The sequence below is a fragment of the Arthrobacter sedimenti genome, from assembly GCF_042652025.1.
Classification (GTDB): domain Bacteria; phylum Actinomycetota; class Actinomycetes; order Actinomycetales; family Micrococcaceae; genus Arthrobacter; species Arthrobacter sedimenti.
The window spans coordinates 641,403-665,171 of record NZ_JBHSDQ010000001.1 but is presented as its reverse complement, the minus strand read 5'-3'; the positions used below and the strand labels follow the sequence as shown (position 1 = coordinate 665,171).

Here is a 23,769-nt window from a genome sequence, read left to right as displayed (position 1 = left end):
GGCCAACCCGCGCTTAGTGGAAAGCGCCCAGTCCGGTGATGTGCCTGCCGAGGATCAGGGTGTGCACCTCGTCGGTGCCCTCATAGGTCCGCACTGATTCGAGATTAGCGGCGTGCCGCAGCGGGGAGTAGTCGGTGGTGATGCCGTTGCCGCCCAGAACGGAGCGGGCCTCCCGCGCCACGGCGATGGCCTCCCGCACGTTGTTGAGCTTGCCCATAGAAATTTGCTCCGGCCTGATGGTCCCCGCGTCCTTGAGCCGGCCCAGGTGCAGTGCCAGCAGCGTGCCCTTCTGGATCTCCACCAGCATGTTCACCAGCTTCTCCTGCGTGAGCTGGTAGCCGGCCAGCGGCTTGCCGAACTGCAGCCGGTCCTGCGAGTACGCCAGTGCCGCCTCATAGGAATCGCGGGCCGCGCCCATGGCGCCCCACGCGATGCCGTACCGGGCCTCGTTCAGGCAGGTGAACGGGCCGCGCAGCCCCCGCGCTCCCGGCAAGAGGGCCTCGGGACCCAGCCGGACGTCGTCGAACACCACGTCGCACTGGATGGACGCACGCATGGACAGCTTCTGTGTGATGGGTGTGGCGGTCACGCCGGGGGTTCCGGCCGGCACCAGGAAGCCGTGGACGCCGTCATCCGTCATGGCCCACACCACCATTACGCCCGCCACCGACGCCAGGCCGATCCAGCGCTTTGCCCCGTTCAGGACCCAGCCGGCGTCGTCCCCGGTGCCGTCGCGCTGGGCAAAGGTGGCCATGGACGCCGGGTCCGAACCCGCGGTGGGCTCGGTCAGGGCAAAGCACCCAATGACTTCGCCCGCCGCCATCCGCGGCAGCCATTCCTGCTTCTGCTCCTCCGAGCCCCAAGTGTGGATGGCGGTCATGGCCAGCGAACCCTGGACGGATACAAACGTGCGGATGCCGGAGTCGCCGGCTTCCAGTTCCATCGCGGCAAGGCCGTATTCGACGGCGGACCGGCCCGGGCAGCCGTAGCCCTCCAGGTGCATGCCCAGGACGCCCAGCTCGCCCAGTTCCGGCGCCAGCTCCAGGGGAAAGACGGCGTCCTCGTACCAGCGGGCTATGTCCGGCTTGATGCGCTGCCGGGTGAAGTCGCCGACCTTCTGCCGGAGTTCCCGCTCCTCCGCTGATAACAGGGCATCGAGGTCCAGGATGTCGGATGGGTTGGTGCTCAACGCTTAACCTCGAAGTAGCCGTGGGTGGCGGGCAGGAACCGGCATACGGCAGCCAGCACAACTCCGAGTGCCAGCAGCACCACACCGCTCACAAACGCCCCACCGACGCCGAAGATCTGCGTATCGCCGTACGCCGGGTCCCACATCTGCACGGCGGAAATGAAGAACGCGGCGGTCAACAGCAGCGCGCCCACCAGGGGGAGAATCCCGCGGAACCAGAGGTTGCGGGCGGATTCCCGAAGTGTTCCCCGGAAGTACCAGAAGCAGGCGAAGCCGGTGAGGGCGTAGTAGAAGGCGATGAACAGGCTGATGGCACTGATGGAGTCTGCCAGCAGGTTTTCGCTCAGGAAGCTCATGGCCACGTAGTAGGCTGCCGCAGCCCCGCCCATCACCTGTGTGGAGAACCCGGGAGTCTGGTTGCGCGGGTGTACCTCTGCGAACCTGGATGGCAGGGCGCCGTGGACCCCCATGGACAGGGTGCCGCGGGCGGTGGGGAGGATGGTGGTCTGCGTGGAGGACAAGACAGAGGCCAGAACCGCGACGACGATCAGCCAGCCCCAGGGTCCCAGCACCACGTCCTTCATGGCCAGGAACACGTCGTCCTTGTTTGCCTCGTTGCCCAGGCCGATGCCCTCCGAGCCCACCGTGGCGTACATCATCACCAGGAGCGCCACGGAAACATAGATCGCCACCAGGACGAAGGCCGAGATCACGGCACCGCGGCCGGGGGTCTTTGACGGCTCCTCGGTTTCCTCGTTCACAGCCAGGCAGGTGTCCCAGCCCCAGTAGATGAACAGCGCCAGCAGGGCTCCGTGCACCACGGCGCCGGGGTCGGTGAAGGCACCTACCGGGTTGAACCACTCAAAGTCGAAGGCCTGGCCCTCCGGGGCACCACCAACAATCCGCACCACGATGGCCAGCGCGAAAATGCCCAGCGCAATGTACTGGACGTACGTGAGCACCCGCTGGACATGCTCGCCCAGCCGGATCCCGCGGTAGTTCACCACGGTCATCAGCACGATGAACAGCAGGCCCGTCCCGGTGACCAGAACCTTGTTCTGCGCCAGTGACCCGTCGCCCACCAGCAGCCACAGGTACTGCCCGGCCACCTGTGCCAGGTTGGCCAGGACCACGATTCCGGCAAGCGCCACGCCCCACCCGCCCAGCCAGCCCGCCCAGGGGCCGAAGGCCTGGCGGGACCAGGTGAACGTGGTGCCGCAGTCAGGGATGGCGCTGTTGAGCTCGCGGAAGGCGTACGCGATGAAAAGGACCGGGATGAAGCCCAGCAGGAGGATCAGGGGAGTGTAGTTGCCGTTGACAGCAACGATCAGGCCCAGGGTGGCGGCCAGCGAGTACACCGGCGCGGTGGAGGCCAGCCCCAGCATCACCGAGTCGCCCAGGTCCAGGATCCCGGCCCGCAGCCCCTTGGCCGGCACCGGGGTGCCCGGTCCGCCTCCGGAGGCGCCCGTCGTCGTCATGTCCGTACTCATAGGGTGATACCTGCCTTGGTGGAGTCGGCCACCGCTGAAAGCGGCGCCGGTGCATCAATCGTGTTGGGGACGAAGCGGCAGAAGTAGTCCGTGACCGGTCCGTCGGATTCCCGGATGCCGCAGCCCACGGACTCGCCGTCCACCACCCAGAGCCCCAGGACGGGACGGTTGCCGTCGAAATCCGGCAGCGGGTGGTATTGCTGGTAGCACCAACCCTCGCGGCCGTACCCGCCGGGCTGCTCCAGGTTGATGCCGTCCGCGTGGATGCGGATGTTGTCGCCTTCGCGGCCGTGCAGCGGCTTGGCCACCCATTCCTTCAACGGTCCCGGATCGGTGAGGTAGGCCGGCAGCAGGTTGGGGTGGTTGGGGTAGAGGTGCCAGAGGGCGGCCAGCAGGGCTTTGTTGGAGAGCAGCATCTTCCAGGCAGGTTCCACCCAACGCGGGTTGTGGGCACGCTGCAGCAGCCGCGGGCCGAACTCCTCCTTCACCATCAGCTCCCAGGGATAGAGCTTGAAGATGGTGCTGATCATGAAATTGTCCAGGTCCACGAAGCGGTTCAGGTTGGGGTCCCACCCAATATCGGACATATTGATGCCGATGGTGGTCCACCCGGCCTGGCTGGCCACGTCCCGCATATAGGCGGCGGTCATCCAGTCCTCGCCGGACTCCTCCACCTCCGAATGGGCGACGTGCAAAGTGCTCATTCCCGTGCGGTACTGGAATTTCTTCCACTGCCGGATCAGGGCCTCGTGGATGCCGTTCCACTGGTCCTTCTCCGGGTGGACGTCCTGCAGCCAAAACCACTGGGCCACCGCGGCCTCGATGAGCCCGGTGGGGGTGTCGGCGTTGTATTCCAGCATTTTGGCCGGCCCGCCCTGGCCGTCATAGATGAAGTCGAACCTGCCGTAGACATCCACGTCGCCCGCCTGCAGGGATTCTGCCGCCAGCTCCAGGGCCTGCGGACCGATGCCGATGCTGCCCATGGCGCCGGTGGCCAGGAACTTCGCGGCCTCCAGGCACATCCGGTGCATGTCCTCGGCCACCACCTCGAGGGTCTCCACCTCGTCCATGGTGAACTCGTAGTACGCCGACTCGTTCCAGTACTCGATGCGGCGCCCGTCATCCATCGTGGTGGTGGAGAAGACCAGGCCCTGCTCTTCAATCTTTTGCTTCCAGTCCGCCCTTGGCTCAGACAACATTCTCTTCATCCGTCAGCCCCCCGAAACCTTTCCGCCGCCGCTCGAGCCGCTCTTGGCGCTTGACCCAAAACCTCCACGGCTCACCGTGCCGCCCTTGCTGCTGTACCCCGTGGAGGCCTTGGCCCCGCTGGGAACAGTCCGCGTGTAGTTGGGTGCGGTGGACCGGTTCTGGCCAATCGAGGGGACGCTGGCTCCGCGGGAGTAGAAGTACCAGGCGTAGATGCCGCCGCCGCGGCCGGCCGAGCTGTCGCAGTTCCTGTCCTCAACGCGCTCGCCGGTTTCATCGTTGAAGCACACCTGGGCATACTCGGGATCATCCTCGTTGCTGGCCACCACGGCGGTAATGGTGCCGGCGAGGAGGGCAGTCACGCCGAGGCCCACCACCACCGCGCGGCGCTGGGAGCGCTTCTTCCGCGCCGCAGCATTGTTGAGCTGCTTTTCCCGCTCGCGCGCAAACGGGTCAACGGGAGTGACGGGTTCGTTGAGGAGGTCGGGGCGCAGTTCAGGCTTGGGCACCTGCCAGGGCGGCGGCTTGGCACTGCTGCCCGCACCACTGCTGCCCCCGGCGCTGTCCGCCCCATTCGGCGGCCCGTCCTCCGATTCCCCTTGTGGGTTTTTCTGGTTCGAGTCCACGGCGTCCCCCTCAGTTGTCCGCACGATTTGGGCGCAGCACTGCCCCCCAATGCAAGTCTCGAATCAGCGTAGTCCCTGCCGGTGCCGCCTGCGAGTAGGAACGCAGTGCGGCAGCAGGGGAGAACTGCCCATGGCCGGCGGTCGGGGACGGCGTCCCGGGGAACCCTAGACTGATGCCATGGAATCAGGTTCTGTCCTTGCCGTCTGCTGCGTCCACCAGCTCGTGGGGGACCAGGGAAGCATCGGCGTCACCGCCATCGACAAGCGTCCGGCAAGTGGTGCCGTCAAGGTCCACAAGCTGGGCCTGCGCGGGGACATCCAGGCCAACCGGGCACACCACGGCGGGGAGGACCAGGCCGTCTACGCCTATTCCCAGGCCGACGCCGATTACTGGGCCGGCACCTTGGGCCGGGAGCTGCCGCCGGGCATCTTCGGCGAGAACCTGCGGGTGACCGGCATCGAAGCCACGCACGCCGTGATCGGGGAGCGCTGGAAGGTGGGGTCCGGCGTCGAACTCGAAGTCACCTCCCCGCGCACCCCCTGCGCCACCTTCCAGCGCCGGATGAAGGAGCCGCAGTGGGTCAAGCGGTTCACGGACGAGGGACGCGTGGGGACGTACCTGCGCGTCATCCGCACCGGCAGCATCCGGGCCGGCGACACCATCGAGCGGACCTTTGTCCCGCGCCACGGCATCACCATAGGCAGGTGGTTCAGTGCGCCCGACGCAGAGGCCATCGAGGCCCTCCGCTGTGCAGAGGCCGACGGCGAGATCCGGCTCCAGGACGAGTACCACGCCAGGTTTGAGGTGCTGCTGCGGCGGCTGGCACGGTAGCCCGGCTACCCCGGGTGCCGCCCAGGGTGAGCTGTGTGCGCAAGCTCACCGCCGCCGTCGCCCGTTCGATTAACGCCGCGGCGCCTGCGTGCCCTACACTTGAAACATCCCCCACTCCGGAAATCCCTTATTCCTGCCCAATTTTTGAGGCAGGACTGGCAAGTGTTGGGGCCCGCGCAAGCGATGCGGGCATTTTCATAGGGAGAGCCGGCTAAAGAGAAACGCTGTACAGACTGCTGGGATAGCAGCCAAGAGATGCAGCGCGAAGTCCTGCCATGGGATTGCGAAAGCGCCGGACTTCTGTGACCGGCCGGTCAACGTTTGCCCGGCACCATCGGCACGTGTACTGCGGCTCCGCTCACCTTGGGTAGTGCCGCCTGGCCCCCTATGGATGAGGAATCTCCCTATGCCCGAAAACCAGAACGAAACCACCGCCGTTATCGAGGACGCCCCCGTGGCCGCCGCAGAGGCTCCCGCAGCTGAGGCACCTGCCGCGGACGCTGACGAGAACACCGTGAAGTTCACCGACCTCGGCATCGACGCCCGCGTCCTTGCCGCCCTCCAGGATGTCGGCTACGAAAAGCCGTCCCCCATCCAGGCAGCCACCATCCCGCTGCTGCTCGAAGGCCGCGACGTCGTGGGCCTGGCACAGACCGGTACCGGCAAGACTGCAGCATTCGCAGTGCCGGCGCTGTCCCGCCTGGCCGAACTCCACGACCTCAACGGACCGTCCCGCAAGACCCAGGCCCTGGTCCTGGCCCCCACCCGCGAGCTGGCCCTCCAGGTCGCCGAGGCCTTCACCTCCTACGCCAAGCACATCGATGACTTCACCGTGCTGCCCGTCTACGGCGGCTCCGCCTACGGTCCCCAGCTGGCCGGCCTGCGCCGCGGCGCCCAGGTGGTCGTCGGTACCCCCGGCCGCGTGATCGACCACATCTCCAAGGGCTCCCTGGACCTGTCCGAACTCCAGTACCTGGTGCTGGACGAGGCTGACGAGATGCTGCGCATGGGCTTCGCCGAAGACGTGGAGCAGATCTTCCAGCAGACCCCCGAGGACCGCCAGGTGGCGCTGTTCTCGGCCACCATGCCGGGCCAGATCCGCCGGATGTCCAAGCAGTACCTGAACGATCCCGCCGAGGTCCAGGTCAAGTCCAAGACCACCACCGGTGCCAACACCCGCCAGCGCTACCTGCAGATCATGGGCCCGCAGAAGCTGGACGCCATGACCCGCATCCTCGAGGTGGAAGAGTTCGACGGTGTCATCGCGTTCGTGCGCACCAAGATGGCAACCGAGGACCTGGCTGACAAGCTGAAGTCCCGTGGTTTCCAGGCTGCCGCCATCAACGGCGACATCCCGCAGCAGCAGCGTGAGCGTACCGTTGACGCGCTGAAGGAAGGCCGCATCGACATCCTGGTAGCCACCGACGTTGCCGCCCGCGGCCTGGACGTGGAGCGCATCAGCCACGTCATCAACTACGACATCCCGCACGACACCGAGTCCTACGTGCACCGCATCGGCCGCACTGGCCGTGCCGGCCGCTCCGGCGAAGCAATCCTGTTCATGACTCCGCGCGAGAAGTACCTGCTGCGTTCCATCGAGAAGGCCACCCGCCAGCCGGTGGAGCAGATGCACCTGCCCACCGCGGAGACCGTGAATACCCTGCGCCTGGGCAAGTTCGCTGACAAGATCACCGAGACCCTCGCCTCCGAGGACGTTGCCGCTTTCCGCGACCTCATCGCTTCCTACGAGGAAGAGCACAAGGTGCCGGCAGCAGAAATCGCTGCGGCACTGGCCGTCATGGCCCAGGGCGGGCAGCCGCTGCTGGTCAAGGAACTGCCTGCTGCTCCCGAGTTCCAGAAGCGCGAGCGCTCCAAGGACGGCTTCGGCTCACGCGGCCCCAGCCGCACGCTGACCGAAGGCAACGCCACCTACCGCATCGCGGTGGGACGCCGCCAGCGGGTCATGCCCGGCTCGATCGTGGGCGCCATCGCCAACGAGGGCGGCATCTCTTCCGCGCAGATCGGCGGCATCGACATCCGTTCGGACCACTCCCTGGTGGAGCTGCCCGCGGACCTGAGCCAGGACCAGCTGCGCGCACTGTCCCGCACCCGGATCGGCGGCGAGCTGATCCACCTGGAACTGGACAACGGCCGCCGTCCCTCCGGCGACCGCCCCAGCTACCAGGGCAACCGCGGCGGCAACTTCAAGGGTAACGGCGGCTTCAAGAAGGAATTCCGGAAGAACGACGGCGAGCGGTCCTCGGCTGACCGTGGCGGCCGTTCGTACAGCGAGCGTTCCGAGCGTTCCTTCAGCGGCCACGGCGACGGCTCCCGCAAGCCCCGCCAGGGCGACTTCAACCGCAAGGGCAAGTGGTAAACCTTTCGCAGGTTTGAATGATTGACGACGGCGATGGGCCGGCTTTCGAGCCGGCCCATCGGCTTTTAAGCAATCGAGTGTGGGGATGGACACATTCCGCTCCCGGCATGGAGCCGTGGGTCGTCCGAAGGGTGCCTCCCGCCGTCGTAAGCCCTGTTGTCGATGGCCCCTCCAGCCCCGGAAATCCGCGGAAAACGGGCCTTCCGGGCCCCGGAACTGGGGGCACTTCCCGGCTCCGCGAGCCCGCCGGATGCCGATTTGTTGGTGCGGAAATCTTCCGGTAGAGTATTTACTCGTTGCCCCCCTAGCTCAGTGGTAGAGCGCGTTCTTGGTAAGAACGAGGTCACCGGATCGATTCCGGTGGGGGGCTCTGAATGAGGGCCTGCGTCAAGGCGGTTTGACCGGCTTGACGCAGGTTCTTCTCATTCGTGGCGGTGTAGCTCAGTTGGTTAGAGCGCACGACTCATAATCGTGAGGTCGGGAGATCGAGCCTCCCCACCGCTACAGGCTAAGCCCCCGGAATCCGTGAGATTCCGGGGGCTTTCCTGTTTCCCTGATGCCCGGTAGCTTTGCAGCAACTGGCGGATGGGGGATTCGGTGGACTTTTTCACGGCCGTGATGGAGCCGTTCCGGTGGCTGGTGTCCGTCATCCTGGTGGCTTTCCATGATGGCCTGGCTGCGGCGGGCATGCCGGCAGCGGGTGGCTGGACGTGGACGCTGGCCATCGTCGGACTGGTCCTGGTTATCCGCGCCGCGCTGATCCCCGTTTTCCTGGCGCAGGTCCGCACCCAGCGCCGGATGCGCCTCCTGCAGCCGGAGCTGAAGGAGGTCCAGGACAGGTACAAGGGAAGGACGGACCAGGCATCCCGGCAGGCCATGGCGCAGGAGCAGATGGCCCTGTACAAAAAGCACGGCACCAATCCGTTCTCCGCCTGCCTGCCGCTGCTGATCCAGGCGCCGTTCTTCCTGGCCCTGTTCCAGGTACTGTCCGGAATTTCCAGCGCCGCGCCGCAGGGCCAAGGTATCGGCGCGCTGGGCCGGGACCAGGTGGTCCAGTTCGATTCCGCCAGTATTTTTGGCGCTCCGCTGTCCGCCTCGGTGCTGCACGGCGGCGGTGACAGCACCGCGGTGGCCGTCCTTGCCTTCGTCATGATCCTGGTGTTGATCGCCGCGCAGCTGCTGACCCAGAAACTGGTGGCGGCACGGAGCCTAGCCGGGCAGGACAGCGAAAGCCCCCTGATGCGCCAGCAGAGGGTCCTCCTCTACGTCCTGCCGGTGGTTTTCGGTGTTGGCGGGATCTTTTTCCCCATCGGTGTCCTGGTCTATTGGACGGTCTCCAACCTTTGGACCCTGGGGCAGCAGTTCCTGGTGTCCCGAAAACCTATCCAGAACTGATGCCCACCGGCAGAATGGGCCCATGGCGCAGCTGATCTACTCCGCAATCATGTCCCTGGACGGCTATACGGCAGACACAGACGGCAACTTCGCCTGGTCGGCGCCGGACGAGGAAATCCACGCCTTCATCAACGACCTGGAGCGGGACGTGGGCACCTACCTCATGGGCCGCCGGATTTACGGGGTGATGTCGGTCTGGGAAACCATGGGCACACCCGAAGACCCGCCGGTGATCCAGGACTACGCCCGCTTGTGGGCGGCGGCGGACAAGGTGGTGTACTCGGCGTCCCTGGACACCGTCGCAACGCCAAGGACGAGGCTGGAGCGGCAGTTCGTCCCGGAAGCCGTGCAGGACCTGAAGGCCGCCAGCGACAGGAACATCAGCATAGGCGGCCCCACCCTCGCCGCACACGCCTTTAGGGCCGGGCTCGTGGACGAGTGCCAGCTGTTCATCAATCCGGTAGCCATAGGGGATGGCCTGCGTTTCCTGCCCGACGGCTTGGACCTGAAGCTGGAACTGCTGGAGGAGCGCCGGTTCGGCAACGGCGTGGTGTACCTGCGCTACCAATGTCTGCCATAGCGGGCAGAATGGGTGCATGACACGCATCGCCATCTTTGGCGGCCACGGGAAAGTGGCCCTCCTCCTGTCCGAACTGCTCACCGGCGAGGGACACTCCGTGACCTCGTTCATCCGAAACCCGGATCATGCCGGCGACGTCACTGCCACCGGCGCCACGCCGTCCGTCCTGGACGTGGAAAATTCCACGACGGCGGCCATCGCCGAGGCGCTCGCCGGGCACGACGCCGTGGTCTGGTCGGCAGGCGCCGGCGGCGGCAACCCGGACCGCACCTACGCCGTGGATAAGGATGCTGCCATCCGGTCCATGGATGCCGCTGCCCAGGCCGGGGTGAACCGTTACGTCATGGTGTCCTACTTCGGCGCCGGCAAGGACCACGGCGTGCCGGAGGACAGCAGCTTCTTTGCCTACGCCGAAGCCAAGGCAGCTGCGGACGAGTACCTGCGCGGCACCGGGCTGGCGTGGACCATCCTGGGGCCCGGCGCGCTGACGGACAACCCTGGAACGGGACGGATCGACGTCGACCCCTCGCCGGAAGGGGAAAGGGAAACCTCCCGGGCCAATGTGGCGATCGTGGCGGCGGCGGTGCTGGACCTGCCGCAGACCGCAGGCCGGACCATCGAGTTCCGCGACGGCACCCTGCCGGTGGCCGCTGCCCTGGAACCGCGCCCGTAGACGCCGGCAGGAAAGAGGCTTATGGATCAGCTCGCACTAATAGTCGGACTGCTGCTGGCCACGGTGGTGGCCGTGGGCCTGGGGGACAGGTTGCGGTTGCCGTACCCGGTCCTGATGCTCCTCCTGGCGGTGGCCCTCACGTTCATACCGGGTTTCCCGGACCTGGAGATTGAACCCGAGCTGATCCTGCCCATCTTCCTGCCGCCGCTGCTGTTCGCCACCGCCCAGCGAAGCTCGTGGGCCGTGTTCCGCGTCCGGTGGCGGACCCTGATTATGCTGGCCGTTGCCCTGGTGGTGATCAGCACCGCCGTGGTGGCCGGCGCCGCCTGGCTGATGATCCCCGGCATCGGAATACCCGCCGCCATCGCCCTCGGAGCCATGGTGGCCCCGCCGGATCCGGTGGCCGTGGAATCCGTGGCGGGCCGGGTGCACATGCCGCGCCGCCTGATCACCGTCCTGCAGAGTGAGGGCCTGTTCAACGACGCTGCCGCCATCGTCATTTTCCAGGCAGCTGTGGCCGCTGCCGTGGGCGGCACCAAGATAGGGCCCGACGTCGTCCTGCAGTTCCTGGTGGGAGCGGCGCTTGCCGTCGTGGTCGGCGTCGCCATGGGCTGGCTGATCGCGCTCATCACCCGGCTGGTCACGTCCATGGTGGCCCGGAGTGCCGTGACCCTGGTGGTGCCGTTCGCCGCCTACATCCTGGCGGAGGAGGTGCATGCCTCCGGCGTCATCGCCGTGGTGGTCACCGCCCTGGAAATGCAGCGCCACGCCCGCCCGCAGGATGCCGCCGAGCGGGTCACCCGGAACGCCTTCTGGGATGTGGTGGAGCTGCTGGCCACCGGGCTGGCGTTCGGTTTGGTGGGGCTTGAAATCCGCCATGTCATCCGGGACGAGGGAACGGAAATTTTCGGCATGATCGGGGCTTCCCTTGTGGTCTGTGTCCTGGTCTTCGCGGTCCGGTTCCTGTGGCTTGGCGTCCTGGCCCTGGGCGCCAGGAAACGCAGGAACCTGCTGCAGCCCACATCCCTGAAGGAAGTCCTCATCCTGACGTGGTGCGGCATGCGCGGCCTGGCCACCCTGGCGCTGGCCCTGGCGCTGCCGCTGACCCTGGCCGATGGCACGCCGTTCCCCGGCAGGGACTATCTGCTGGTCATCGCCTGCGCGGTGCTCCTTGCCACGCTGGTCCTACCGGGCCTGACGCTGCCATGGCTCATGCGGGTCCTCAACGCCTCCGAGGACGGAACGGCCGAGCGCGACGCCGTCCGGCTGCTGGCCACCAGGGCCCAGGCGGCCGCGGTGGCGGCCCTGAAACAGCACGACCTGATGACGGACCTGCCGCCGGAGAAAGTGGCGCTGGTCAAGGACAGGATGCGGCGCCTGCACGCGGAACTGACGGACGGCAGCCTGCGGAACGAGCCCTTGGCCGAGAAGCGCCAGCGCGGACGCGAACTGGCCATCGCCGTGCAGACCATCGCACTGGACGCAGCCCGGCAGGAAGTGGTGGCGGCGCGGAACGAACCGGACATGGATCCCGAGGTGGCGGACAGGGTGCTGCGGCAGCTGGACCTGCGCACCATGGTTATGCCGGAGTAGCCGGCCCTGGACTGGAGCAGCGAATGCTAGGCCGGAGCAGCGGGCGCCGCCAGCTCCAAGTCCAGGGAGTTCTTCTCCACGTAGTCCAGCGCGCACCGTACCGCGCCCACCGTCACGATGGAGTCACCCAGCGGCGACACCGCCACGCGTGCGGGGGTGGCAGTGAACTCCTTCAGGCGCTCGCTGATCGGCGCCAGGAGGACGTCCGCTGAATCGGCCACACCGCCGCCGATCACCACCAGTTCGGGGTTGAGCAGGGTTGCCACAGTGCCCACCACCCGTGCCATCCTGTCCGCCAGCCGGTCCAGGATGCCCAGGGCCACAGAATCACCTCGGGCCGCTGCGGCGAAGACCTGCTCGGCCTCCACCCGCCCTGGCCGGAAGTCGCGGAGGGCAGTGGGCCTGTCCGTGGCCAGTGCCTCGGCTGCCCACGTCCGGGCCAGGTGGGCGATGCCGTAGGTGTCACCTACGCCTTCCACCAGGTCCAGGTAGGCGAGCTCCCCGGCGCTGCCGCGGCTTCCGTGCACCAGCCGGCCGCCCTCCACGATGCCTGACCCCAGCCGTTCGCTGGCCAGGATCACCACAACGTCGTCCACGCCGGCAGCCGCCCCCTGCCACCGATCGCCAAGGGCGGCAAGGTTGGCATCGTTCTCCAGCAGCACTGTCCACCCGCGGGTCTCCTTGAGGGCCGGCGCCAACCCCAGGTCGAATAATCCCCAGAACTTTTGCGTGGCCACCACATCACCGTGCCGGTCCACGGGCGCCGCCACCCCGGCGCAGACGGCCAGCACCTGTTCAGACCCGGTCTCCGCGGAGCGCAGCGCCGCCATGGCCACGCCGTCAATATAGGCGATGCGTTCCTTCGAGCCCACGTCGCCGGCCTGGAACGGTTGGCTGGAACGGCCAAGGGTCCTGCCCCGTAGATCGGAGACCACCACGGTGACCTTGGAGTAGCCGATGTCCATTCCCAGGACCACGCCCGCCTGCCCGTTGAGCTCGAACCGCCTGGCGGGGCGGCCCTTCTGGTACCCGCCAAACTCGCGTTGGTTCTCCAGCTCCAGGAGCCAGCCGCGCCGCACCAGGTCCTCGCAGACGGCGATGGTGGTAGCGCGGGTCAGCCCGGTGGCAGCCATGACGTCCGTGACCGTCACCGCAGCCGCGGTGCGCATGAATTCCAGTACCGCGCCGGCACTTACGCGCCGCAGCAACTGGGGAGTTGCCGGAACCGGTTCGGGCATGGTGTTGACCTTCCTGTACAAAGCACCAGATAATACTTGAGGAAGTAAATTTAGGCTCAATATAAATATAACCGCACTGAAGAAGAGGGTTAGTCCTTGTCCACCACTGCCACGCTGGCAACCCTGTCCGACTCTGACCGTCTGGCCGACCCCAACTGGTGGCGCCAGGCCTCCGTCTACCAGATCTACCCCCGCAGTTTCGCCGACTCCAACGGCGATGGCATCGGCGACCTCAAGGGCATCACCGCCAAGGTCCCGTACCTGAAGTCGCTGGGAATCGACGCCGTCTGGCTGAGCCCGTTCTACCCGTCAGCGCTCGCCGACGGCGGTTATGACGTTGACGACTACCGCGACGTCGACCCCAAGCTGGGCACGTTGGCCGACTTCGACGAGATGGCCAAGACCCTGCACGGCGCCGGCATCAAGCTGATTGCCGACATCGTCCCCAACCACTCCTCGGACCGGCACCAGTGGTTCCAGGAAGCGCTGGCCTCGCCGAAGGGCTCCGCCGCCCGCGACCGCTACATCTTCCGGGACGGCAAAGGCCCCAACGGCGAGTTCCCGCCGTCGGACTGGGACTCCGTCTTCGGGGGGCCGGCGTGGGAGCGCATCACCGAACCGGACGGCACCCCCGGCCAGTGGTACATGCACATCTTCGCGAAGGAGCAGCCGGACCTGAACTGGTCCAACCGCGAAATCCGCGACGACTTCCTCAAGACCCTCCGCTTCTGGTCCGACCGGGGCGTTGACGGTTTCCGCGTGGACGTGGCACACGCCCTCACCAAGGACCTCACCGAACCGCTGCTGTCCAAGCTGGAACTGAGCGCCGCCAACACCGGCGTGGACGGCTTCGATGACGGCACGCACCCTTTCTGGGACCGCGACGAAGTGCACGAGATCTACGCCGAATGGCGCGAGGTGTTCAACGAGTACAACCCGCCCCGCACTGCCGTGGCCGAGGCCTGGGTGCACGCCACCCGCCGCGCCCGCTACGCCAGCCCCCAGGGACTGGGCCAGGCCTTCAACTTCGACCTGCTGCAGGCCGACTTCGATGCCGCCGAATACAAGGAGATCATCACCCGCAACCTTGCCGAGGCAGCTGCCACCGGCGCCTCCTCCACCTGGGTGTTCTCCAACCACGACGTGGTGCGGCACGCCACCCGCTACGGCCTGCCCCAGGTGGCCAAGGAAAAGGCCGGCGCCAAGGGCCAGGATGGCAAGGACTGGCTCCTCGCCGGCGGCCCCAAGGACCAGCTGGACGTTGCACTCGGCGAACGCCGTGCCCGCGCAGCCACCCTGCTGATGCTTGCCGTGCCCGGATCCGCCTACCTGTACCAGGGCGAGGAACTGGGGCTGCAGGAAGTGGCCGAGATTCCGGAATCGGAGCGGCAGGACCCGTCCTTCTTCCGCAATAAGGGCGTCGAGATCGGCCGCGACGGCTGCCGCGTGCCGCTGCCCTGGAAGCTGGAAGGCACCTCCTTCGGCTTTGGCGACGGCGGCTCCCACCTGCCGCAGCCGGATTGGTTCAGCAAGTACGCCGTCGAGGCCCAGGACGGCACCGACGGTTCCACGCTGGAGCTCTACCGCAAAGCCCTGAAGCTCCGCCGGGAACTGCTGACGGACGAGGACCTCGAATGGGTTGAAAACGGCAACGCGGACGTCCTGCACTTCAAGCGCCCCAACGGCTGGCACTCCGTGACCAACTTCGGCACCACCACCGTGGACCTTCCCGCGGGCCAGGTGCTGGTCAGCAGCGCTCCGCTGGAGGACGGCAAGCTGCCGGCCAACACCACCGCCTGGCTGCGGGACTGATGCAGGAAGTCATTTACGGCTGCATGGGCCTGGGCGGCAGCTGGTCTGATGAGCCGCATGGCACGCACCATGTGGACCAGGCTGCTGCTGCCGTCCAGGCAGCCCTGGATGCCGGCATCACGCTGTTCGACCACGCGGATATTTACCGCAGCGGCAAGTCCGAGGCGGTGTTCGGCGAGGTGCTGGCCGGCACGCCCGGCCTGCGGGAGCGGATCCGGCTGCAGACCAAATGTGGCATCCGGCTGAACGAACGCGGCCTGCAGACCCACTACGACCTGAGCCGGGACGCCATCCTGGAGCGGGTCAACGGCAGCCTTCAACGGCTCCGGACCGACTACGTGGACGTCCTCCTGCTGCACCGCCCGGACCCCTTGGCGGACCCTGCGGAGGTGGCATCCGCCGTCGGTCAGCTCATAGCCGAAGGGAAGGTCCGGCAACTGGGCGTGTCCAACATGTCCGCGGCGCAAATCGAGGTGCTGCAGGACAAGCTGGAGACGCCCGTCGTGGCCAACCAGCTGGAGATGAGCCTGCTCAAGCGGGCGTGGCTGGAAAGCCAGGTCCTGGTCAACCACCCGGAACACCTGGACTACAGCTTCCCCCACGGCACCGTGGAGTACTGCACCCGCAACAACATCACTTTGCAGGCCTACGGCTCGCTGGCCAAGGGCGTTTTCACCGGCGCCGAGCAGGAGAGCCCCACGTCTGCGGAGGCAGCCACCGCCGAACTCGTGGCCCAGCTGGCCGGGGAGTATGGCACCTCCGGCGAGGCCGTCCTCCTGGGGTGGCTGATGAAGCATCCGGCCGGGATCGCGCCGGTGATCGGCACGGTGAACCCGGACCGGATCCGGGCCTGCGGCGATGCCGCCCGCGTGGCCGGTGCCCTCACCCGCCCAGACTGGTACAAACTCTGGGTCACCGCGCGGGGCAGCAACATCCCCTGACCCTCCCAACTGACTGGCAGTAGTTGTCGTTTTGAAGCTCCAAAACGGCAACAACTGCCAGCTGGTTTCCCCACCAAGCCAGTCACATCGCGTTTAGTTCGTATTGAACCTCACAAGCTGGCCGTTTTCTTCGCCGTGCCGCTTCCGGGCCGGATACTGTAGAAAGCATGACGTCTACCATCGCCGCCGAAACTGTTAGGCCGGAACGCAATATCCCCGCAGAGATCGCCCGCTCTTGGCTGCTGGTCAATGCCATGAAGCCGGAACTCTTCGACCAGTCGGCCGTGTCCCGCGCCGACTCGATCATCCTGGATATTGAAGACGCCGTGGACCCGTCCCAGAAAGACCAGGCCCGGGACAACGTCATCAACTGGCTGACCGCCGGCGGCAAGGCCTGGGTCCGGATCAACGACGCCACCAGCCCCTTCTGGGCCGATGACCTTGCCGGCCTTCGCGGCACCCCCGGCCTGCTGGGCGTCATGCTCGCCAAGACCGAATCCGCGGACCAGGTCACCGAAAGCTTCCACCGCATGGACGGCAAGACCCCCGTCATCCCACTGGTGGAATCCGCCCTCGGCATCGAGGAAGCCAACCACATCGCCAAGGCCCAGGGCGCGTTCCGCCTGGCCTTCGGCTCCGGCGACTTCCGCCGCGACACCGGCATGGCCGCCACCCCTGAAGCCATGGCCTATCCCCGCGCCAAGCTAGTGGTCGCCAGCCGCGTTGGCAACCTGCCGGGCCCCATCGACGGCCCCACGGTGGGCACCAACCACCCCATCCTGCGCGAGCAGACCGGCATCACCGTGATGATGGGCATGACCGGCAAGCTCTGCCTGGCCATCGACCAGACCCCGGTGATCAACGAGGTCATCAGCCCCACGCCGTCCGACGTCGCCTGGGCCACGGACTTCATGAACGACTTCGAGGCCAACGGCCGCGTCATCCGTGACGGCTCCGACCTGCCGCGCCTGGGCCGCGCCGAGAAGATCATGAAGCTCGCGGTAGCCTTTGGGGTGCAGCCGGCGCTGTAGCGCCACCCACCACGTCAGGAGACCCCGTTGACCGATACACGCTATCTGGTCCACGGGGTCTTTTGGGATGGGCGGCCGGACGACGGCGGACGCCCGGTTCTGCGCCTCCAGTCACCGGAGGGGGAGTTCCGGGAGATCGCCCTCAGCCGGGGCCAACGGCTCGGCTTCGAGGTGGTGGAGCCAGGCAGGTTCTGCCTGGGGCATGTACAGATGCAGCAGGCCGGCTCGCGTAGCCACGTCCTCTGTGCCTCCGGGGCTCCCGCCATACGGGGAAAGCAGTGCGAGCGGTGCTTCGTGCTGGACGAGTCGCGGCTGATGCATGACTTCCATCGCGGCGGCCGCACCACTCCCGGCCTGCGGGACTACCTGATGCAGGAGCACTGGCTCTATGTGGCGACCTTCGCCGGCGGCGCCACCAAGGTGGGAACGGCGTCCGGCCCGCGGAAGTGGAACCGGCTCGCGGAGCAGGGGGCCGCGGTGGCCCGTTATGTTGCCCGGGCTCAGGACGGCCGGGTGGTGCGGATCCTTGAGGACCTGGTGACGGCCGACGTCGGGCTGACTCAGCAGGTGCGCTCGGCGGCCAAGGCGGACGCGCTGCTGCAGCCGCGCCTGGCCACGGCGTTGGACACCGTCAATGCCTGCGCCGCCGCTAACGTTCGCGGGCTCCTGGCGCGCACCGCCGTCGACGGTTTCGAAACTGTGGAGGAGCAGTGGGCCAGACCGGCCCATGCTGACGCCCTGTACGGGAATGCCCTTTACGGCAACAAGCCCCGCCACGCGTACCCGCACGCCCTCGAGGCGGGTCGGCACGGGTTCGGCATTGCCGCGATGAGCGGCGCGAACGCCCTGGCCCGGCTGGACGGCTCGGATACCGATTTCGTGGTCAACCTGTCCCAACTGGCCGCCCGGACGATTGTCCTGGGCGACTTCGCCTCCGACGTCCCCGCCGTGCAGGAAGCCCTGTTCTGACCCTCCCAGGGGCCAAGCCGGCCGCGGCCGGTAGACTTGGATCGTGCTGAACGAATTCTGGGCCACCGCGCCAACCCGCTACAAAGTCCTGGTTTTCAGCGCGATGGGCCTCATCGCCGTCGGCATCATCCTCACCCTCATCGGCAACACCAGCGGCAACCAGGGACTGGCCATGGCCTCCCTGCCGCTGATCGGACTCGGCCTGGTCCTGCACGTCGTCGGCCTCGTGGTCCGCGGCCAGGCCATCCGCAGGAACCTCCGCCGGTAGCGGGAGACAGCAAACGCGGCGGGCCTTTTCTCCCCGCCAACAAGCGGGCGATAGGCTGGAATCCATGACTATCAATCCGGATCTGCAGGGCCGAAGCTACCCTGCCGCAGAGGTGTATGACGTTGGCCGCGAGAAAATCCGCGAATTCGCCCGCGCCGTGAAGGCCACCCACCCTGCACACTTCGACATCGAGGCCGCCAGGGCCCTGGGTCACAGTGACCTGGTGGCGCCCCCCACCTTCGCCATCATCATCGCCCAGCGCGCCGACGCCCAGCTCATCCAGGATCCGGAAGCGGGCATCGACTTCTCCCGCGTGGTCCACGCCGACCAGCGCTTCACCCACCACCGGCCCATCGTTGCCGGCGACCGCCTCGTGGCGGAACTGCACGTGGACGGCGTCCGGGCCATGGGCGGCGGTGCCATGATCACCACCCGTTCGGAGATCTTCGCCTTTGGCACCGGCGACTCCCGGGAACCCGTCACCACCACCACGTCATCCATCCTGGTCCGCGGAGAGGGACAGTAGCCATGAGCCTCAGCATCCATGAACTCAGCCCCGGCCAGGAGATCGGCAGCCGCACCATCGAGGTGACCCGGACAGACCTGGTGAAGTATGCCGGCGCTTCCGGAGACTTTAACCCCATCCACTGGAACGAAGCCTTCGCCACCAGCGTGGAACTGCCCGGCGTGATCGCCCACGGCATGTTCACCATGGGCTCAGCCGTCCAATTGGTGACCGACTGGGCAGGCGACCCCGCCGCCGTTGTCGATTTCCAGACCCGCTTCACCAAGCCCGTCCTGGTCACCGACACCACCGGCACGGACCAGCCTGGAGCCAGCATCGAGGTCAGCGGCATTATTGGAAAGCTCGACGCCGAAGCCAACACGGCGCGCATCGACCTCACGGTGGTTTCCGCCGGGCAGAAGGTCCTGATGAAGGCCCAGGCACTCGTCAAGCTGTCCTGAGTGTTCCTGACGACGAGCTGCACCCCTTGACCACTCCTGCAGGAACCACCGCCTCGGCTGCCCAGGTCACTGCCTGGCGCAACGCCGTCGTCGTTGCCTACGGCGCCAGCGGACTTGCCTTTGCCTCCTGGGTCTCCCGGTTGCCGGCCATCCGGGACGCGCTGGATCTTACCCCGGGCAGCGTGGGCGTCATCCTGCTGTGCATGACGCTGGGTTCGTTCGCGTCCGTTTCCATGTCAGGACTGATCGTGCTGCGGCTGGGCTCCAAGCGGACCATCCGCACCGGCAGCATCATGGTGGGTGCCGGGCTGCTGACCACGGGTTTTGGCACGACTGTGCTGGCAAACCCCGTAGCAACAGCCATAGGTCTGGCCATCATCGGCCTGGGCACCGGGAGTTGGAACACTGCCTCCAATGTGGAGGGCGCGGCGGTGGAACGGGCCGTTGGCCGGCACATCATGCCCCGGCTCCACGGCGCGTTCAGCCTTGGAACCGTGGCCGGTGCCGGACTGGGTGCCCTTGCTGCGGCCGTGTCCCTGCCCGTGTTCTGGCACCTGGCAGCAGCAGGGGCGGTGGTTGCTGTTTCGGTGGCGACGGCGGCGTCCTGGTTCCGTGCCGATGCCATCCCGGTGCCGGGGGAGCGCAGCTACTCCCCGGACAACTTCGAGGACCCCACCACAGGGCCCATTCCCGTGATCCCTGCCGTGGGCGCGGCGGAGGCGCCGCTGGACAACAAGCGAAGGATCGCCCAGGCCTGGCGGGAGCGGCGGACCCTGCTGCTGGGCATCCTGGTGCTGGGGCTCGCCCTGGCGGAGGGTGCCGCGGGGGACTGGGTGGCCCTGGCCCTGGCGGACGGCCACGGGCAAAGCGACGCCGCAGGTGCTGCCGGGTATGGCCTCTTTGTCACGTTCATGACCATCGGGCGGTTCGCCGGAACGCCGCTGCTGGACCGGTTCGGACGGGTGCCGGTCATGCGCTGGTGCGCTGCCGCCGCCGTCCTGGGCCTGGCCGTGTTTGTCTTCGCTCCGGTGCCGTGGCTCGCGTACGTTGGGCTGGCGGCATGGGGCCTGGGCGCCTCCCTGGGCTTCCCGGTGGGCATGTCCGCTGCGGCCGACGACCCCGCCAAGGCCGCGGCCCGGGTATCGGTGGTGTCCACCATCGGGTACGGCGCATTCCTGTGCGGGCCGCCGCTGCTTGGCCTGCTCGCCGAACACGTGGGCATCCTGCACTCACTCCTGGCCGTGATGGTGATGCTGGCCGTGAGCTTCGTGCTGTCGCCGGTGGCCCGGAAGGCCGCATAGGTTTCCCTAGTATTGTTGACGGGTGACTCCCACCCTGCTTTCCTCCCTGACCACCTCCGCCGTCGGCGGCCCCGCCGGAACGTTCATCGAGGCGCGGACCGAGGCGGAGATCATCGAGGCCGTCCGTTCCGCGGACGCGGCCGGTGAACAGGTCCTGATCATCAGCGGCGGATCCAACCTCCTGGTGTCCGACGACGGGTTCCCCGGCACCGTCATCAAGATCGCTTCCGAGGGGTTCACGGTCAACGCGGAGGATTCCTGCGGGGGAGTGGCCGTGGTGGTGCAGGCCGGCCATAACTGGGACAAGTTGGTGGAGCACACCGTCCGTCATGCCTGGTCCGGCATCGAAGCGCTCTCCGGCATCCCAGGCTCAACCGGCGCCACTCCCGTCCAGAACGTGGGCGCCTACGGTGCGGAAGTTTCCCAGACCATTGCCGCCGTCCGCACCTGGGACCGGCAGCGGAATGCCGTGCAGACCTTCACCAACTCGGAGCTGAAGTTCGGCTACCGGGACTCCATCCTCAAGCAGACCACCGTCAACGGCTCGCCCCGGTACGTGGTCCTCACTGTGGAATTCCAGCTGCCGCTGGGGCGGATGAGCGCCCCCATCCGCTACGCCGAACTGGCCCGCGCCCTCGGCGTGGAGGTAGGCAAGCGTGCCTACGCCAACGATGTCCGCCGTGAAGTGCTCCGGCTGCGGGGCTCCAAGGGCATGGTGTGGGACTCCGGGGACAGGGACACCTACTCCACCGGCTCGTTCTTTACCAACCCCATCGTTCCGGCTGAGGTTGCGGACACGCTCCCTGAGACGGCGCCCCGCTACCCCGCCGGGCAGGACGGGCTGGTGAAACTGTCGGCAGCTTGGCTGATCGACCAGGCAGGGTTCGGCAAGGGCTTTGGTTTGGGTCAGGAAGGCGTGGCCGGTGGCCGCGCCTCGCTCTCCACTAAGCACACCCTGGCCATTACCAACCGCGGCTCCGCCAGCGCCGCTGACATGGTGGCCGTTGCGCGGGAGGTGCGGGCCGGCGTCGAACGCCGCTTTGCCATTTCGCTCCATCCGGAGCCGCTGCTGATCGGCCTGGAGCTCTAACCACTCAGCGTGTTCCCACCGCCGTCAGCGGGCCTAGGATGGGCGCATGGCTGCACAGGGTGTTCTCCGCGACCGCAGGGTGGTGGGGCGGCTGAGGCTCGCGTCCCAACGACTTGGCGATAATGGTGCCACGTCCGCTGCGGAGCTGGTCCGGTGGATGACTGCCATGCAGGCGCAGGACCTGCAAGCAGCACTGTGGGCGGTAGGTGTCCGGGTGCCCGGGGCGGGGATCGCAGACGTCAGGGGTGCGATCAACAATGGTGAGGTGGTCCGCTCCTGGCCCATGCGCGGAACGCTGCATCTGGTGGCTCCCGAGGACCTGCGCTGGATGCTGGAGCTCACGGCCGAGCGGCTGGCCAGGAGCATCGCGGCCCGGCACCGGCAGCTGGACATCGCATGGACCGACGTGGAGAAGGCACGCGACCTGGCGCTGGACCGCATCCTGGCTGACGGTCCCATCAGCCGCTCCGAGCTGTTCAAGGTGTTCGACGCAGGCAGCCAGCCGACGCAGGGCCAGCGGGGGATCCATCTCCTGGGTTCGCTGTGCCGGCACGGGTGGCTGGTGCTGGGGCCCCTCGCCGGCAACCAGCAACTGATCGTGGCCCTCGATCAATGGATCCCGGCGTCCCGCACCCCGGCACGCGAGGAGGCTCTGGCCGGGTTCCTCCTCCGCTACTTCCGTAGCCACGGGCCGGCCACGCTCCGCGACTTCGCCTGGTGGACGCAGTTGCCGCTGACCGAGGTCCGGAGCGCGTTCGAGCACGTCCGCCACGAGTTGGTGGAGCTGGAGTTCGAGGGCACCTCCTACTGGCTCTCACCGGATGTGGCCGCCCTCCTGGACACGGGCCTTCCAGGGGCGCGGTCCCTGTACCTGCTGCCGGGTTTCGACGAGTTCGTCCTGGGCTACACAGACCGGATCCACGTCCTGGACCCCGCGCATGCCGACCTGATCGTGCCCGGCGGAAACGGCGTTTTCAAGAGGACAGTGGTTGCCGCGGGGGAGGTGGTTGGCACCTGGGTGCTGCAGGGCACGGGGCCGCGTGCCGTCGTCGTACCCGAACTCTTCAATGGAAACCAGCCAATGGGCCCCGCAGCGCAGGCCGCCCTCGCCCGTGCTGCCAGACGCTACCTTGCCTTCCTGGGCAACTGACACAGGGGCCAAGGGCCTCCTGTTCGCCATTCCGCCGAGGTTGGGTTTGGTTTATGGGGGCGGCCACGTCCAATTCGCGTAGTGGCAACCCTATCCGTGCGGGTCAGACGGGTTTACCGTGTCTCCACTGACACTGCAGGGCGGGGACACGATGGACATCAGGAATCGAATTCGGGTGATGGGGGCCGCATTACTGCACAGCGGGCGCGCGCTCAAATGGTTGGCTGCCTCCTTCTCGGTCACCTTGGTACTGTGCGCCGCTTCGCTTGGGGGTGCCCCGGCCGCCCATGCCGCAGGCGCAACGGTGAGCGTGACGTTCGACGACGGTTGGGCCAGCCAGTACGACAATGCACTGCCCGTCCTGGAGAAGTACGGAGTTCCGGCCACGATGTACGTCCTCCCGGGATCCATCAACACCCCGGATTACATGTCGCAGGCCCAAATCCAGGCCTTCGCGGGCCGGGGTGACGAGATCGCGTCCCACACGGTAACCCACCCGGACCTGACCAACCTGTCCGCCGCCCAGCTCGAAAATGAGCTTGCGCAGAGCAAAGCCACGCTGCAACAGATGTTCGGTCCCTCCGCGGCAGTGGATTTCGCCTCACCCTACGGGGCGTACAACCCGACCACCACTGCGGCCGTCCACAAGCACTACGCCACCCAGCGCAACACCGATGACGGTTTCAATGCCCAACCCGGGTTCAACCCGTACAACATCCTCGTCCAGAACGTCGATTCCAGCACCTCCACCGCCACGGTTCAGCGCTGGATCAATACCGCCAAAGCAAGCAACACATGGCTGGTATTGGTTTACCACGAGGTCGGAGCGAGCGTAGGCCAGGACATTTACCATACGGGCACTGCCGTACTTGATTCCCATATGGCGGCAGTGAAGAACAGCGGGTTGCCAATGGTTACTGTCCGCCAGGGTGCCAGCGCCCAGACCTCGCCGAATGCAGCACCGCCGGCCAGCACCGCCGCCCTTCAGCAGTGAATGCCAAAAGGGGCCCGGCCCGCACAAGCATGCTTTGTGCAGGCCGGG

The 23,769-nt window shown here is 67.0% G+C and carries 22 protein-coding genes and 2 tRNA genes; 19 read left to right on the top strand and 5 right to left on the bottom strand.

The window, feature by feature from the left end; genetic code table 11:
• Positions 1-13 precede the first annotated feature (13 nt).
• From ACFO0G_RS03070 to ACFO0G_RS03055, 4 genes are read right to left on the bottom strand one after another with little or no spacing between them, the layout of a single operon-like run.
• On the bottom strand, positions 14-1,189 hold the full coding sequence (locus ACFO0G_RS03070; protein WP_376976379.1) for an acyl-CoA dehydrogenase family protein: 1,176 nt from the start codon (positions 1,187-1,189) through the stop codon (positions 14-16).
• Positions 1,186-2,679 carry an APC family permease gene (locus ACFO0G_RS03065; protein WP_376976378.1) on the bottom strand — a complete coding sequence of 498 codons (1,494 nt, stop codon included), beginning with the start codon at positions 2,677-2,679 and terminating at the stop codon, positions 1,186-1,188. The genes ACFO0G_RS03070 and ACFO0G_RS03065 overlap by 4 nt, the downstream gene beginning before the upstream one ends.
• Positions 2,676-3,887, bottom strand: coding sequence for a glutathionylspermidine synthase family protein (locus ACFO0G_RS03060; protein WP_376976377.1), 1,212 nt, complete (start codon positions 3,885-3,887; stop codon positions 2,676-2,678). The genes ACFO0G_RS03065 and ACFO0G_RS03060 overlap by 4 nt, the downstream gene beginning before the upstream one ends.
• 3 nt (positions 3,888-3,890) lie before the next feature.
• On the bottom strand, positions 3,891-4,511 hold the full coding sequence (locus ACFO0G_RS03055; protein WP_376976376.1) for a Tat pathway signal protein: 621 nt from the start codon (positions 4,509-4,511) through the stop codon (positions 3,891-3,893).
• Between the two features lie 178 nt (positions 4,512-4,689).
• Here ACFO0G_RS03055 and ACFO0G_RS03050 point away from each other — a divergent pair, with 178 nt between their 5' ends.
• The 8 genes from ACFO0G_RS03050 to ACFO0G_RS03015 all read left to right on the top strand — a co-directional run bounded on the left by ACFO0G_RS03050 (position 4,690) and on the right by ACFO0G_RS03015 (position 11,961).
• Positions 4,690-5,343, top strand: a complete 654-nt coding sequence (locus tag ACFO0G_RS03050) for an MOSC domain-containing protein (protein WP_376976375.1) — start codon at positions 4,690-4,692, stop codon at positions 5,341-5,343.
• A gap of 406 nt (positions 5,344-5,749) precedes the next feature.
• Complete coding sequence (locus ACFO0G_RS03045) at positions 5,750-7,720, top strand: DEAD/DEAH box helicase (RefSeq protein ID WP_376976374.1); 1,971 nt, start codon at positions 5,750-5,752, stop codon at positions 7,718-7,720.
• A gap of 298 nt (positions 7,721-8,018) precedes the next feature.
• A tRNA-Thr gene (locus ACFO0G_RS03040) sits at positions 8,019-8,090 on the top strand.
• Positions 8,091-8,150: 60 nt separating this feature from the next.
• Positions 8,151-8,224, top strand: a tRNA-Met gene (locus tag ACFO0G_RS03035).
• 93 nt (positions 8,225-8,317) lie between these two features.
• Entirely contained in the window at positions 8,318-9,115 is a 798-nt protein-coding gene (gene yidC / locus ACFO0G_RS03030) for a membrane protein insertase YidC (protein WP_376976373.1), read from the top strand.
• A gap of 22 nt (positions 9,116-9,137) precedes the next feature.
• A complete protein-coding gene (locus tag ACFO0G_RS03025; protein ID WP_376976372.1) occupies positions 9,138-9,695 on the top strand; it encodes a dihydrofolate reductase family protein in 558 nt (185 codons plus the stop codon).
• 16 nt (positions 9,696-9,711) lie between these two features.
• The gene (locus ACFO0G_RS03020; RefSeq protein WP_376976371.1) at positions 9,712-10,368 is read left to right on the top strand and encodes an NAD(P)H-binding protein; all 657 of its coding nucleotides are present in this window, start codon (positions 9,712-9,714) and stop codon (positions 10,366-10,368) included.
• A gap of 21 nt (positions 10,369-10,389) precedes the next feature.
• A complete protein-coding gene (locus tag ACFO0G_RS03015) occupies positions 10,390-11,961 on the top strand; it encodes a Na+/H+ antiporter (RefSeq protein ID WP_376976370.1) in 1,572 nt (523 codons plus the stop codon).
• 26 nt (positions 11,962-11,987) lie between these two features.
• On the opposite strand, the gene ACFO0G_RS03010 is transcribed toward ACFO0G_RS03015, so the two are convergent.
• On the bottom strand, positions 11,988-13,199 hold the full coding sequence (locus ACFO0G_RS03010) for an ROK family protein (protein WP_286398297.1): 1,212 nt from the start codon (positions 13,197-13,199) through the stop codon (positions 11,988-11,990).
• Positions 13,200-13,295: 96 nt separating this feature from the next.
• On the opposite strand from ACFO0G_RS03010, the gene ACFO0G_RS03005 reads away from it, so the two are divergent.
• The 11 genes from ACFO0G_RS03005 to ACFO0G_RS02955 all read left to right on the top strand — a co-directional run bounded on the left by ACFO0G_RS03005 (position 13,296) and on the right by ACFO0G_RS02955 (position 23,721).
• Positions 13,296-15,011: a glycoside hydrolase family 13 protein gene (locus ACFO0G_RS03005; RefSeq protein ID WP_376976369.1), complete on the top strand. Its 1,716-nt coding sequence runs from the start codon at positions 13,296-13,298 to the stop codon at positions 15,009-15,011.
• Positions 15,011-15,952: an aldo/keto reductase gene (locus tag ACFO0G_RS03000; protein WP_376976368.1), complete on the top strand. Its 942-nt coding sequence runs from the start codon at positions 15,011-15,013 to the stop codon at positions 15,950-15,952. The genes ACFO0G_RS03005 and ACFO0G_RS03000 overlap by 1 nt, the downstream gene beginning before the upstream one ends.
• Before the next feature lie 167 nt (positions 15,953-16,119).
• Entirely contained in the window at positions 16,120-16,983 is an 864-nt protein-coding gene (locus ACFO0G_RS02995) for an HpcH/HpaI aldolase/citrate lyase family protein (protein ID WP_286398291.1), read from the top strand.
• A gap of 27 nt (positions 16,984-17,010) precedes the next feature.
• On the top strand, positions 17,011-17,952 hold the full coding sequence (locus tag ACFO0G_RS02990) for a DUF2797 domain-containing protein (RefSeq protein WP_286398289.1): 942 nt from the start codon (positions 17,011-17,013) through the stop codon (positions 17,950-17,952).
• 43 nt (positions 17,953-17,995) lie between these two features.
• Positions 17,996-18,220: a DUF3188 domain-containing protein gene (locus ACFO0G_RS02985; RefSeq protein WP_286398287.1), complete on the top strand. Its 225-nt coding sequence runs from the start codon at positions 17,996-17,998 to the stop codon at positions 18,218-18,220.
• Between the two features lie 64 nt (positions 18,221-18,284).
• On the top strand, positions 18,285-18,746 hold the full coding sequence (locus ACFO0G_RS02980) for an FAS1-like dehydratase domain-containing protein (protein WP_376976367.1): 462 nt from the start codon (positions 18,285-18,287) through the stop codon (positions 18,744-18,746).
• A 2-nt stretch (positions 18,747-18,748) separates the two neighbouring features.
• Positions 18,749-19,186 carry a MaoC family dehydratase gene (locus ACFO0G_RS02975; protein WP_236820196.1) on the top strand — a complete coding sequence of 146 codons (438 nt, stop codon included), beginning with the start codon at positions 18,749-18,751 and terminating at the stop codon, positions 19,184-19,186.
• Between the two features lie 26 nt (positions 19,187-19,212).
• Positions 19,213-20,487: an MFS transporter gene (locus ACFO0G_RS02970; protein ID WP_376976366.1), complete on the top strand. Its 1,275-nt coding sequence runs from the start codon at positions 19,213-19,215 to the stop codon at positions 20,485-20,487.
• Between the two features lie 22 nt (positions 20,488-20,509).
• Positions 20,510-21,577, top strand: a complete 1,068-nt coding sequence (locus ACFO0G_RS02965; protein WP_376976365.1) for a UDP-N-acetylmuramate dehydrogenase — start codon at positions 20,510-20,512, stop codon at positions 21,575-21,577.
• 46 nt (positions 21,578-21,623) lie between these two features.
• Positions 21,624-22,727, top strand: coding sequence for a winged helix DNA-binding domain-containing protein (locus ACFO0G_RS02960; RefSeq protein WP_376976364.1), 1,104 nt, complete (start codon positions 21,624-21,626; stop codon positions 22,725-22,727).
• A 178-nt stretch (positions 22,728-22,905) separates the two neighbouring features.
• Positions 22,906-23,721 (top strand): polysaccharide deacetylase family protein, encoded by an 816-nt coding sequence (locus ACFO0G_RS02955; RefSeq protein ID WP_376976363.1) that lies wholly within the window; start codon positions 22,906-22,908, stop codon positions 23,719-23,721.
• Positions 23,722-23,769 lie beyond the last annotated feature (48 nt).